The following is a 14,016-nucleotide window of genomic DNA, read 5'->3' on the forward strand; positions in this document are numbered from 1 at the left end:
CTAGTTGAGCTTGGTTAAGGCAGCCTTTGCGGCCTCTTGCTCAGCTGCTTTTTTGTTGTGACCTTGCCCCTGCGATAGTACTTGGTCATTTACTGCCAATTGGACGGTGAACCGTGACGGCGTCTGTTCTTCCTGCAATACAGTGTATTCAATCTTCACGGGTCCGTCTTGCTGCAGCAATTCTTGCAGGTCCGTCTTATAATCCCGCGAGGCATCGAACTTACCTGCATCAATCAAGGGAAATACGGTCAGGCTCAAAAAGTGTTTTACTGCATCCATGCCCTGATCAAGGAAAAGCGCCCCGTTGAAGGCTTCAAACACATCTTCCAGAAGTGTTTTGCGCGCCCGCGCACCCGCTTTTTCCTCACCATGACCTAGATTAATTTGTTCTGGAAAGCCAAATTTTTGCGCAAATTCAGCAAAGCCCTCCGTATCAACGATATTGGATCGCATACGCGTCAATTCGCCTTCGTTCAGCTCGCTAAAATTGCGGTATAAGTATGCAGAGATTGCTAATTCAAGCACTGCATCCCCCAAGAACTCCAGTTTTTCATAGTCTCGAATGCCAGCTTCCGGATGCTCGTTGGCGTAAGACGAATGAGTAAACGCTTCTTCCAATAATTTTAGGTTGTCAAAGTTAATTTTGTATTTTGTGCTTAATTGATCAATAAATTTTGTACTAACCATCTTATCAGCCCCTTTATCTTATTAGATTATACCAGTTTTTACCTGGTAAATTAAAAAAACTATTGCAGGACTGTGCAATAGTTTTCTTAAATTTAAGTATTTATTGATGTTTACAATATGGTTTATTTCGCAAAACCGACTTGGTACCATAATTGATGATTATTATTGGTTTTTGATGGCTTCAATGAATATCCGGCAAGTTTATCATTAACCGCATCAATTTGATACTCATTATAGGTTGGAATGACATAGGCTTGGTCCACCATGTACTTCTGCCATTCATGGAACTTATCTACCCGATACTTATGGTCAAAGGCCTTCTGTGAATCCATTTCTTCAATCAGCTTAGTATTCTCTGGTGTGACAAAACGAGAATAGTTAGACATGGTTCCTTCGCTATACATCTGCTGCTGCGATGGTTCATTCGAAAGTGACCATCCCGCCATAAACATGTCTACCTTTGGATCATCGTGTTGTATTTTGTCATAGAACGAATTGAACTCGGTCAGACGATTGCCAAGAAGTTTCACATTCAGACCAATCTTATTCCATTGCTGGATATAATTTTGTACAATTGGCTCTTGAATTGCACTACCAGACATCGCTGCAAATGTAATTGAGAGAGGCTTGCCGTTAGGCTGCACACGCCACTTCCCTTTTTTCTTGTAACCAGCCTTGTCCAATATTTCATTGGCCTTCTTAATATTATAAGTGTAGCCCTTATTACCCTTATCGAAGTAATCGCCAAACTGTTCTGGAATCAGTGTTGGAACCTGGAAACTTAAACCATCAGTATAGTGCTTGTAGACCGCATCGGTATTCATTGCATAAGCCATCGCCTGACGCAGTGACTTGTTACCCATCTTGGCATTTGGATTCATCACGTTCTTTGATTGCTTATTGTCCCACTTACCTACCTTAAAGGCTACGTAACGATAGCTCAACGGAATTTGGGCAATAAATTCAACTCCTTTAGTTCCCTTGACTTGCTTCCACTGGGCATTAACTACCCGCGCAACATCGAATTTGTGACTCTTAATTGCCTGAGAAGCTGAATTAGGATTTACAACTTGATAAATAATCTTATCTAGCTTTGGCTTACCGCGCCAGTAGTACTTGTTAGGTACCCAAGTGACGGATTGGCCCCTTACAATGTGGTCTACCTTGTAAGGGCCGAAATACAATGGCTTCTTCCTAACTTGGTCTGATGCTTCTAATTTGGCAAACGGAACATTCTTTAAGTAATGATATGGAGCAGCCATTTCCCAAATATAGCCGTTACCGCTATAGTACATTCCTGGTTTTAATTCCTTGCAATGCAAAACTGCAACAAGACCATTCTCTCCATCTGGCATCTCAATTCCGGAAATGGTCTTGGCTTTACCTTCATGATATTCTTTAATGCCCTTAATAATGTTAAATTGACTTGAATATCGCTGTGATTTGGTTGCCTTATTGGCAATAATCTCATAAGCAAATTCAATATCCTTAGCCGTTACTTGATTGCCATCTGACCATTTAACACCTTTTTTCATGGTAATGGTCACCGTATTATTCTTACGGTTCAACTTCAGGGTAGCTGGTCCCTTATCATTTATCTTATAATGATCATCCGTGTCAAACAATGATTCCTGCCCCGGACTAGCAACATCCGCATCCGGCTGACTCATTTGTAATTCTTCGTTAAAAACACCAGTAAACGGCGTATTAAATTCCTCAGCAACTTTTAACGTTCCGCCTTCTTTTGCCTCCTTGGCCGTAGTTTCAATTGGAAACTTGCTGGCGCTTTTTGCACCTTCATTACTATTATTTGAACTCTTACCACAAGCAACTAAGGTAAGAGCGGCAGCGGTAACCAGACCAACCGAACTAAATAATTTACTTTTCTTCATGGTAGATGACTCCTCTATATATTGTTAGCTAAGTTATTAAAACAAGTTAATGATTAAATATTACCACATTAAATTAAAATTGCAATATTATTGTTCATTTTTATTTAATTTAATATCTGATAAAGTTTAATGTTAACAAAAAATCTCAAGCAAAAGCTTGAGATTTAATAAATTTAATTAACTAATTATTTTACAAAACCCACCTTATACCATAATGGATAGCCTTGAGTACTTTCTGATGGTTTCAAAGAGTAGCCAGAAATTTTCTTATTAACTGCCTTAACGGAGTATGAGCTCTGTTCTGGAATAACAAATGCTTGGTCAAACATGTATTCTTGCCATTCATGGAACTTATCTACCCTGTACTTGTGGTTAAAGGCTTTCTGTGAATCAATTTCTTCTAGTAACTTGCTGTTCTCTGGAGTTACAAAGCGAGTATAGTTGAATTGGTCCTTTTCTCCGTACAAGCCAAGTGGTGATGGTTCAGTAGAAAGCGACCAGCCTGCTTCAAACATGTCGAATGACGGATCATCATTGTGAATCTTGTCATAGAAAGAGTTAGTCTCAGTTAAGCGACCACCAGTTAGAGTAACATTCAGACCAATCTTATGCCATTGTTGCAGATAGTTTTGAATAATTGGTTCTTGCGTAACACCACCGGACATGGCCATGAACTTAATGTTCAAAGGTTTACCGTTCGGTTGAACACGCCACTTACCCTTCTTCTTGTAACCAGCTTTGTCAAGAATTTCATTGGCCTTCTTCAAGTTATAAGTGTAACCTTTAATATCTTTATTAAAGTAATCACCGAACTGTTCTGGAATTAACGTTGGCACTCTAAAGGACATACCATGAGTATAATGCTTCATAACCTCATCAACGTTCATGGCGTATCCGATAGCCTGACGCAAAGCCTTGTTGTTCATCTTCGACTTCGTATTCATCACGTTTTTGCCTTGTTTAGCGTCCCACTTACCCAAGTGGAAACCAACGTACCAGTATCCTAGAGGAATCGTGGCAACAAAGTTAACATCCTTAGTATCCTTAACCTGATTCCACTGTGAGTTAATTACTTGGGAGATGTCAAACTTGTGGCTCTTAATGGCTTGCGATGTTGATTGCGACGAAACAACTTGATAGATAATTTTGTCTAATTTTGGTTTACCACGCCAGTAATACTTGTTTGGCGTCCAAGTTGCAGCTTGCCCGCGCACCAACTTGGTCAACACAAATGGCCCAAAATAAAGCGGCTTCTTCCTGATTTTATCAGAAGACATTAGCTTATTAAATGGCACATCTTTTAAATAATGATATGGCGAAGCATTTTCGAAGAAGTAATCATTACCTGAGTTGGTCATGCCTGGCTTCAATTCCGTATAATGCAAAACAACTGTCCGGCCAGTTGGCCCATCAGGCATCTCGATACCAGAAATTGTCTTAGACTTGCCGTCATGATACTCCTTCATTCCTTTGATAAACTCAAATTTTGAAGTATACCGTTGTGACTTAGATGCCTTATTTGCTATAATTTCGTATGGATATTCAACGTCTTTAGCAGTAACTTGCTTGCCATCAGACCACTTCACACCTTTTTTTACCGTAATCGTGACCGTATTATTCTTGCGATCCAACTTCATTGTGGCCGGGCCTTTGTCGTTGATGCGGTAATTATCATCCGTGTCAAACAAACCTTCATTACCTGGTGACGCAACTTCTGCGTCGGTCGTAATCGTCATCAATTCATTGGAAAAAATTCCGGTAAACGGTGAGTTAGAAATCAAAGCAAGCTTTAGTGTACCGCCTTGTTTAGTTTCCTTATTGGGGACCGCTGCCGGAAATTTACTTGCGGTCTTAGCATCGTTGGTATTATCGTTATTGGACTTGCCACAGGCTGCTAGAGCCAGGGCTGCCATACTTACAACTCCAAGTGAACTAAATAATTTTGTTTTCCTCATTTAATTATGACTCCTTCTCATTAAGTAGTTAAGTGAAGTTTCTAAAACAAGTTAATAATTAAATATTAGCACATTTTATTAAGTTTTCAATAGATTGATTAATTTTTGCCTAATATAGTCAAGTGATTCGACAAAATTATTTAATTTTAATCATCAAAAAGCCTCAAGTAGACTTGAGACTTTTTTGACTTACTTAAACTTTACTTAACAAAACCAACTTTATGCCACAATTGGTGACCATTAGAATTGTCAGAAGGTTTAGTGGAATATCCAGTAACCTTGTTATTAACTGCAATTACCTTGTAGGAATTTTCAACTGGAATGACGTAGGCTTGATCGTTCATGTACTCTTGCCATTCGTGGAATTTTTGAACACGATAGTTATGGTCGAAGGACTTCTGGGAGTCGATCTCTTTTAATAACTTAGTGTTCTCGGGAGTAACAAAACGGGTGTAGTTCATTGGTGCCCCCTCACCATACATCGAAGCAGGCGATGGTTCACTCGCCAGACCCCAAGCGGCAAAGAATGCATCTACTTCTGGATCATCGTGCTGAACCTTGTCATAGAACGAGTTAAACTCAGTCAAACGACCACCAACTAATTTGACGTTCAGGCCAATCTTGTTCCATTGTTGGATATAGTTCTGAATAGTTGGCTCCTGAACAGAACTACCAGTCATGGCTAAGAGGTTAATTGTTAATGGCTTACCATTAGGCTGAACACGCCATTTGCCCTTCTTTTTATAACCGGCCTTGTCCAAAAGATCATTAGCTTTCTTCAAGTTGTAGGAATAACCTTTGGCATCCTTGTCGAAGTAATCGCCGAATTGCTTAGGAATTAGGGTAGTAACCGGGAAGCTCAAGCCAGAAGTATAGCGCTGATCAACCGCAGCAACGTTCATAGCATAACCCATAGCCTGCCGAAGTGACTTATTACTCACCTTAGACTTAGGATTCATGACGTTCTTGTCTTGCTTGCTATCCCATTCTCCCACTTTGAAGCCTAGGTAACGGTATTGCAATGGGATCTGCGCAATAAAGTTAACGCCCTTGGTATCCTTAACCTGGTCCCATTGAGAATTAATTACTTGAGCAACATCGAACTTATGACTCTTAATCGCCTGCGATGCTGAATTTTGTGAAATAACCTGGCAAATAACCTTGTCTAACTTTGGCTTACCGCGCCAGTAGTACTTGTTAGGTACCCAAGTTACAGATTGACCACGGACGATCTTCTGAACCTTGAATGGACCAAAGTACATTGGCTTCTTCCTAATTTGATCAGAAGACTGTAACTTCTCAAACGGAACGTTCTTCAAGTAATGATATGGGGCAGCTGATTCCCAGAAATAGCCATTACCACTGTATAGCATTCCTGGCTTCATTTCCTTGAAGTGTAGAACTACCGTCCTGCCGTCTTCACCTTCTGGCATCTCAATTCCAGAGATAGTCTTAGACTGGCCATTGTGGTATTCTTTGACTCCTACAATATCTTCTAATTCGCTGGTATAGCGTTGTGACTTGCTCTTCTTATTAGCAACAATTTCGTATGGATATTCAATATCCTTGGCAGTAACTTGCTTGCCATCAGACCACTTCACACCCTTCTTCACGGTGATAGTAATCGTTTTGGCCTTCTGATCCAGCTTCATTGTTGCAGGACCCTTATCAGTAATCTTGAAGCTGTCATCGGTATCGAATAATTCTTCTTCACCAGGTGAAGCAACATCAGCGTCCAAAGAACCCGTATATAGCTCATCTGAAAAAATACCAGTAAACGGGGTATCAGTCTCAATCGCATACTTGAGCGTCCCACCCTGTTTAGCCTCCTTAGTCGGAACAGCTTCAGGGAACTTACTTGCGACCTTCGCATTTTCATTGTTAGCTGTATCGCTACTCTTACCACAAGCAACCAGTGTCAACGCTGCGGCAGTTACAATGCCGACAGAACGAAGCAATCTTGTCTTCTTCATAATTAAAAAAATACTCCTATCTATTAATGATAAACATTAGTATTTTGGAATAAGTTAACATCTTTATTCTATCATATTCATTCCTAATTATTAGTTTTTAGCTATCACAAAATAATAAAAAAATAATTAAAACAACACAAAAAAACATTGCTTTTTTTAGCAATGTTTTTGATAAATCTAATTTTCTCTTTGTCTTGCGTCGCCCGCACGTTGCAGTGCCCGTCCAACATAGTTAATACTTAAAGAGATCGCTAACAGTAAAATTGTCGCTGGTAGCCACAACCAAGGTCGGCTGACCACATTGACCGGATCATTGGCAAAGTTGATTAACGTACCAAGAGATGGCACATCAGTAGGCAGTCCATAGCCAATAAAGGACAGAGTAGTTTCAATCCCGATATTACCTGCAACTGTAAGTACCACGTCGATAATTAACATTGAGGTAATATTCGGAAGAACTTCCCGGAACATAATCTTCAGGTCCGATGAACCTGAAGTCTTAGATGCAAGCACATAGTCGCGACCACGTTGAGAGAGAACAAAGGCCCTCATTAACCTCGCCGTCGATGTCCACCCAAAGAGCGAAATAATCCAAACTAAAGTTAATGGACTGAACTTAGGAACAACAGTTACTAAGACAATTTCAATTGGTAGTGCAGGTAGAACTTGAACGAAGTCAACAATTCGCATAATAACTGCATCTACATAACCGCCGTAGTATCCAGAAACTAATCCGATAAGGACACCAACAGTCTCACAGATTAAGGTTACACACAGTCCAATTAAGATTGAATTACGTCCGCCCATCATCAAGAGCTTGACAATATCACGACCACCATCGTCAGTACCTAGGAGGTGCCCATTCATGCCCCAACCAAAGTAAGCATCGACAATGTTAGTTTCAGTAACTTGTTCCTTATTAAGGAACAGTGAGCCACCAAAAGTGAAGAGTAAAACTAATATAATGACAATAAAAGCGGTTAAGGCAATTTTGTCCTTGACAATTTCTCGTACAATTACCTTAAAGCTTGAGGCAGGAGAAGAAACTTTTGCTTTTTTAACTTCTGTTTTTGCAGTGTTTTCTTTCTTTTCAGACATTTCTTTCTCCCCCTTATTTAATCCGAATCCGTGGATCGACAATACTCATGATAATGTCAGATAACAAGTTACCCAGCAAGGTCAAAATACCAAAGATCAAAATCAACGCGGTTAAGGTGGTATAGTCACGTTGGCCGATTGAGTCTAGGAATAGTTTACCCATTCCAGGGTAACTAAAGACTGTTTCAACAATCATTGACCCACTTAACAAGCCAGTAATTACCGTACCAAGCGACGAGGCGATTGGCAGCAAAGAATTCCGCAGAATATGTTTGCGAAAGACTACGTTGTCTGGAACGCCCTTACTATGGGCTGTCCGTACATAATCTTCAACCTTATTGTCAACAATTCCAGTTCGCAGATATTGGACAATACTGGTAGTTGTTATCAAAGCCACGAGGAATGCTGGCAAGATAATGTGATAGAGCTGACTGCCAATCGTCCCCCAGAAACCTGAGGCACTTGGCGAGATCGATCCAGAGATGGGAAACCAACCCAGCGTAAAGCCGAACAGCCAAATCCCTAAGATATAGAAGACAAATGGTGGCACCGCAAAGGTAATATAGTTGAAAATCTGCACGGCTTGATCCTGCCACTCATCCTGGTGACGACCAGCAATAACGCCGAGCGGAACTGAGATTGAGTAGCTGATAACAGTTGTCAAAATTGATAACCAGAAGGTATTAACTGCGCGATCGGCAATCAGTGAGGTTACCGGAACATGTTGAATGTAACTTGTTCCTAGGTCACCCTTGAGGAGGTTACCAACCCAGCGTGCGTATTGCACCGGTGCTGGGTCATACAGACCCGCTGCCCGCTTTAAAGCTTCTAATTGTTTGGGATCCGTATTCGGATTAATCTGACCACTAAACGGGTCACCGGGCATCATTTTAGCCAAAAAGAAGACCAAGATACTCAGAATGATCAATTGCGGGATCATAATTAATATACGTCTTAAGACTGTTTTCCACATTATTAATCGCTCCCCTTTTCATTTAATTCTGCGCGCTTAACTTCATCTTCAGGAAGTGCGACCAAGTGCTTACCAGATACCTCTTGCAATGGAAAGACACGTCCGTCTTTGTCATACCACTTGCTCTGATCATTCTGAAATTCTTGCTCAACCTTCTCGCGGTTCTGCTTATGCTCTTCCCGGTGTTCCACGTCGACCAACGGAATGGCTGATAACAAGCGCTTGGTATAGATGTGCATGGGGTGCTTATAGATATCTTCCCGGCTGCCAATTTCAACTAAACGGCCACGGTGCATGATTGCAAGATTCTCGGACATGTGCTTAACCACACCCAAATCATGGGAGATGAACAAGTAGGCAATGTTGTACTGTTGCTGAATGTGTTTCATGAAGTTGAGTACCTGCGCCTGCACAGAAAGGTCAAGCGCACTGGTCGGTTCATCGGCCACAATTAGCCTTGGATTAGTCGCAACTGCACGAGCAACCCCAATTCGCTGTCGTTGACCACCCGAAAACTCATGCGGATACTTATAGATAGAATCGCTCGGCATGCCAACAATATCAAGTAGCTCTTGTACGCGATCGCGCTCTTGATCAGTTGTTAACTTCTCAAAGTTGCGGATCGGCTCAGCAATAATATCTTCAATTCGCTTCCTGGGGTTCAAACTTGACAGGGAATCCTGGAAGATCATCTGGACATCCTTATTGTAGTCAAGCTTACGCCGGTTCGAAGACTTGGTAATATCAACATCTTGATAGATGATCTGGCCACTAGTTACTGGCTCCACGCCAACAATCGCCTTTCCAGTGGTTGACTTACCGGACCCGGACTCACCGATTAAGCCGTAAGTCTCACCCTCATTAATAGTGATACTAACATCGTCAACGGCCCGAACATAGTCCGTAATTCGATTCCAAAAGCCTGATCTGATTGGGTAGTGAACCTTTAAATTTTTTACTTGAATAATTTCTTTAGCCATAAAACTACTCCCCACTCGCTTCATCTTGGAAATGGAATGTCTTCCAGCAGGTACATCTTACCCAGTGACCGGGATCAACTTCGTGCATGGTTGGTTCCGCTTCGTGCGCACTGGCAGGAATCCAAGGAATTCTCGCTGCAAAGCGGTCACCTTCACGTGGCATGTTCTGCAAAGACGGAACTGTTCCCTGGATAACGTGCAAGTCATCTTCTTCATCCTCAGTCTGAGGCATCGAATTGAGCAGTGATCTGGTGTAGGGGTGTAGCGGATGTTCAAAGATGGTCTTCACGTCCGCCTTCTCCACTATCTGCCCCGCATACATAACAGCTACCTGGTCAGCTGTCTCAGCCACCACGCCCAAGTCATGGGTAATCAAGATAATACCAGAATGTGATTGCCGCTGAATGTCTTCTAGCAAGTCCAAAATTTGGGCTTGAATGGTCACATCGAGTGCAGTAGTTGGCTCGTCGGCAATAATTACTTCTGGCTTGCAGGCAATTGCCATCGCAATCACAATCCGTTGCCGCAATCCACCCGAAAGTTCGAACGGATACATTGCGTATGTCTCTTCCGGCTTTGGCATGCCAACCTGATTGAATAACTCGATAACCCGGGCATGACGCTGCTTTTCGTTCATATCAGTGTGATAATAAAGCGTTTCTGCTACTTGGTCACCAACCCGCATTAACGGATTCAGACTGGCTAACGGATCTTGGAAAATCATCCCAATCTTATTTCCCCGAATTTTATCAAATAGCGACTCATTAAGCCCTACCAAATTCAATTCATTGTACAAAATATCGCCAGTTACCTTAGTATTTTTGTGGTCGTATAAGCCAATAATACTTGAAGCAATTGTACTCTTGCCACAACCAGACTCACCTACGACCGATAGAATTTCATCACGTTTCAGCGTTATGTTGATATCATCAGCAGCATCATAAAACTTGCCTTGTAATCGATAAGCCGTATGCAGATGCTGGATATCTAACAAGAGATCACTTGGTCTTTCCAAAGGACATTCCCCTCTCAAATCTTTTAGCTGATTTATTAAAGATACTTAATAAATTTATTTAATTTCTAATTATAACCATCAAACCGGCTATATGCAATGCCAAGTTGATAGCCTAGAAATTAATTTCTGTGGGCGGCTATATAACTAACCGCATCACCAACTGTCTTAATCTTTTCTGCGTCTTCATCAGAAATCTCGGCGCCAAATTCATCTTCCAGTTGCAAAATAAACTCAACCAAATCAATGGAATCAGCGTCCAAATCACTAGTGAAATTGGTGTCCTTGGTGATCTTTTCCTTATCAACTTCAAGATTGTCAGCGAGAATGTCGCGAATCTTAGTAAAAATTTCTTCTTCAGTCATCATTTCTCTCCCTTGTCATAGATATAATTATTTAGCTTGGCCAAATTCCGCCTTAAACTCTTCAATAATCTCTTCACGTAAAATCTTGTCGACTTGTTTAATCGTGTAGTAGACGGCCCGCTGATCAGAGCGACCATGGGTCTTAACCACTGGCGCATTAACACCAAGCAAGACGGCACCGCCATATTTGTCAATGTCGAATTTCGCCGCAAGATTTTTCAGAGCCTTTTTACTTAATAAAGCACCAATTTTAACCCAAAAACCGTTATTTAACAATCCGTCTTTTAGCAAATGAATCAAAACGCTGGCCGTGCCTTCGAGATTTTTGAGCACAGCATTACCGGTAAAGCCATCAGTGACCACAACGTCAGCCTTACCATCAAGCAATTCGTTACCTTCAATATTGCCGATAAAGTTAAGCCTACTGCTTTTTAGCAGTTCATAAGCCTGCTGGTGTACATCATCTCCCTTATCGCTTTCGGCGCCATTGTTAAGCAGTGCTACCCGCGGTTGACTAATGCCGCGCACTTTTTCTGCGTAATATGTAGCCATTTTGGCCCAATTAACGAGGTATTCCGGCTTACTTTTAGCATTTGCGCCGACATCAATCATCTCAAAGCCATCATCAGAATTCTTCACGGGCAAGGTTGGCATCAATCCGGGCCGTTCAATGCCCTTAATGCGACCAATAATAAATATTCCGCTGGCTAAAATGGCACCAGTGTTTCCCAGCGACAGGAGGGCATCAGCCTTACCCTGCTTAACAAATTGGGCGGCCACCACTAAAGAAGAATCTTTTTTAGTGCGAATTGCCTTAACTGGTTCATCCTCATCGTTGATTACTTCAGAGGTAGCGACAATTTCAACCCGTTCCTCGTTTTGGCCAAGCAACTCCTTCAACTTGGTCTGCTCACCAAAGAGCACAAATTTAGTCTCCGGTAATTCTGCTTTGGCCTTTAATACGGCCTGGACGATTGCTTCGGGAGCATGCTCACCGCCCATTGCATCTACTGCAATTGTTCTCATTTTCATCACAATCTCTCTAAGTTCGTTCTTGCTGTAGTTGTTTATATTCTAACACTTTTTTCAAAGTTTCATGCGTCTGGAGCTGTAATTCAGGGTCACTTTTGACCAACTTCTTAGCTTCTTGCTGGGCCACAACCAAAGTTTCATAATTATTGACCACATTGCCAACTTGAAATTCAGGCAGACCAGACTGAGCTTTTCCGAAAAGATCACCCTCCCCGCGTATCTTTAGATCTTCTTCTGCTAGTTTGAAACCATCAGTAGTCGCGGCAACAGCCTGCATCCGGGCCTTACCAGTGGCAGTTTTAGGATCAGCCAGAAAAACACAATAGCTTTGTGTTTGGCCTCGACCAATTCGGCCACGTAACTGGTGCAATTGACTCATACCGAAGCGATCAGCGTTATAAATGACCATCATATTAGCATTAGCGACATCAACACCAACTTCGATTACACTGGTTGCGACTAGAATGTCAATCTCACCTGCGACAAAGGCCGTCATGATTTCATCTTTTTGCGGGCTCGTCATCTGACCATGGAGTAAAGCCACCTCTTGCGTGGGAAAATCATGATTCAACTTAGCATAGAGTTCCTCAGCGTTTTTTAAGTCTAGTGCTTCAGACTCAGTTATTAGTGGCGTAACCGCATAAATTTGAAAGCCCGCAGCGAGTTGCTCCTGCATTAAGCGATAGACCTCAGCCATCTGGCTACTGGTCTTCCAGGAAGAGATAATCTGTTTACGCCCAGCCGGGAGGTGGCGAATTTCAGAAAGCGTCATATCGCCATAAACAGTTAAAGCCAGCGTCCGCGGAATTGGCGTAGCAGTCATTGCTAACACATCTGGAACATTCCCCTTGTTAATCAGCGACCGCCGCTGAGCCACTCCGAAGCGGTGCTGCTCATCAATAATGACCAGACCCAGACTCTTGAAAATCACACTGGGCTGAATCAACGCATGAGTACCAATGACCACATTAATAGTGCCATCAGTTAACTCCTGGTAGATTTCCCGGCGCTCTAATGTTTTGGTCGCTCCCGTCAAAAGTGCAGTACGCACACCCAAAGGACGCAGCAGTTCATCGATTTTTTTGAAGTGCTGGCTGGCCAAAATTTCAGTCGGTACCATCAACGCCGCTTGAAAACCACCCGTAATAGCAGCATAAATGGCATAAATGGCTACAATCGTCTTACCTGATCCGACATCTCCTTGGAGCAAACGTTCCATCTGCCTGCTCGAGTGGATATCAGCAAAAATCTCATTGATGACATGCTTTTGATCAGCCGACAAGTCAAAAGGTAGCATTGCGGTTAAGCGAGCTATTTCCTTCAAATCATAGTGCTTGGCGATGCCCCGGTTATGCTCATTATGGGCAGTCAACCTGGTCAATTCCATTTCAAAGATAAAGAATTCACGAAAGATGGCGCTACGCCGAGCTCTTTCTGCCTCATGACCATTTTTGGGGTGATGCATTTGTTGGACTAGATCTTGTTCAGACAACAAACGATATTTTTGCCGCAAGTCAGCTGGCACTACATCATCAACTTCTGGTAAAAAATCCGTCAGGGACAGATTAATCAATTCAAGTAACTTTTTTTGCCGTAGGTGCCGGTTAACTGAATAAGTCGGAGCCATTCCGCTATCGTTTTCTTTGGCAGCAACAAATTTAAAGCCTGAAAGGCTCTGCTTGGCCAGATTATACTTGCCGTAGATGGCAACTTCCTGGCCAACCTCCACTTTATCCTTGAGCCAAGGTTGATTAAAAAAATTGACCATGACAACATCATGGTCAATTCTGATTTTAAAGCTAAGTCGGCTCTTCTTATAACCGAAACGGCTAACAAATGCAGCTGTCGCTACTATTCCTTTTAACATTACCTTTTGACCATCCATGATCTGGTCAAGCGGGATTGTCTGAAGCTCATCATAGCGAAAGGGAAAGTAAAACAACAAATCATAAATACTATAAATGCCTAGGCTTCCCAGTGCTGCTGCAGTCTTTGTTCCTACCCCTTTAAGGTTTGTTACGGGAGCAAATACTTTTTTTGCATCCATTG

General features: G+C 42.1%; 11 protein-coding genes. All 11 read right to left on the reverse strand.

The window, feature by feature from the left end:
- Positions 1-687 (reverse strand): ribonuclease III, encoded by a 687-nt coding sequence (gene rnc / locus ACSYSN_RS04890; protein WP_491711811.1) that lies wholly within the window; start codon positions 685-687, stop codon positions 1-3.
- Between the two features lie 122 nt (positions 688-809).
- Complete coding sequence (locus ACSYSN_RS04895) at positions 810-2,579, reverse strand: oligopeptide ABC transporter substrate-binding protein (RefSeq protein WP_491711812.1); 1,770 nt, start codon at positions 2,577-2,579, stop codon at positions 810-812.
- 185 nt (positions 2,580-2,764) lie between these two features.
- On the reverse strand, positions 2,765-4,534 hold the full coding sequence (locus ACSYSN_RS04900) for an oligopeptide ABC transporter substrate-binding protein (RefSeq protein ID WP_491711813.1): 1,770 nt from the start codon (positions 4,532-4,534) through the stop codon (positions 2,765-2,767).
- Between the two features lie 200 nt (positions 4,535-4,734).
- On the reverse strand, positions 4,735-6,507 hold the full coding sequence (locus tag ACSYSN_RS04905; protein WP_491711814.1) for an oligopeptide ABC transporter substrate-binding protein: 1,773 nt from the start codon (positions 6,505-6,507) through the stop codon (positions 4,735-4,737).
- A gap of 177 nt (positions 6,508-6,684) precedes the next feature.
- A complete protein-coding gene (locus ACSYSN_RS04910; RefSeq protein ID WP_491711815.1) occupies positions 6,685-7,605 on the reverse strand; it encodes an ABC transporter permease in 921 nt (306 codons plus the stop codon).
- Positions 7,606-7,618: 13 nt separating this feature from the next.
- Positions 7,619-8,578 (reverse strand): oligopeptide ABC transporter permease, encoded by a 960-nt coding sequence (gene opp4B / locus ACSYSN_RS04915; protein WP_491711816.1) that lies wholly within the window; start codon positions 8,576-8,578, stop codon positions 7,619-7,621.
- A gap of 2 nt (positions 8,579-8,580) precedes the next feature.
- Positions 8,581-9,558, reverse strand: coding sequence for an ATP-binding cassette domain-containing protein (locus ACSYSN_RS04920; RefSeq protein WP_317636927.1), 978 nt, complete (start codon positions 9,556-9,558; stop codon positions 8,581-8,583).
- Between the two features lie 4 nt (positions 9,559-9,562).
- A complete protein-coding gene (locus tag ACSYSN_RS04925; protein ID WP_317636928.1) occupies positions 9,563-10,573 on the reverse strand; it encodes an ABC transporter ATP-binding protein in 1,011 nt (336 codons plus the stop codon).
- Between the two features lie 119 nt (positions 10,574-10,692).
- Complete coding sequence (acpP, locus tag ACSYSN_RS04930; RefSeq protein ID WP_491712905.1) at positions 10,693-10,935, reverse strand: acyl carrier protein; 243 nt, start codon at positions 10,933-10,935, stop codon at positions 10,693-10,695.
- A gap of 27 nt (positions 10,936-10,962) precedes the next feature.
- Positions 10,963-11,961: a phosphate acyltransferase PlsX gene (gene plsX, locus ACSYSN_RS04935; RefSeq protein ID WP_491712906.1), complete on the reverse strand. Its 999-nt coding sequence runs from the start codon at positions 11,959-11,961 to the stop codon at positions 10,963-10,965.
- Between the two features lie 16 nt (positions 11,962-11,977).
- Positions 11,978-14,014: an ATP-dependent DNA helicase RecG gene (gene recG / locus ACSYSN_RS04940; protein ID WP_491711817.1), complete on the reverse strand. Its 2,037-nt coding sequence runs from the start codon at positions 14,012-14,014 to the stop codon at positions 11,978-11,980.
- Positions 14,015-14,016: the final 2 nt, after the last annotated feature.

This window comes from Lactobacillus sp. ESL1191, assembly GCF_058504435.1.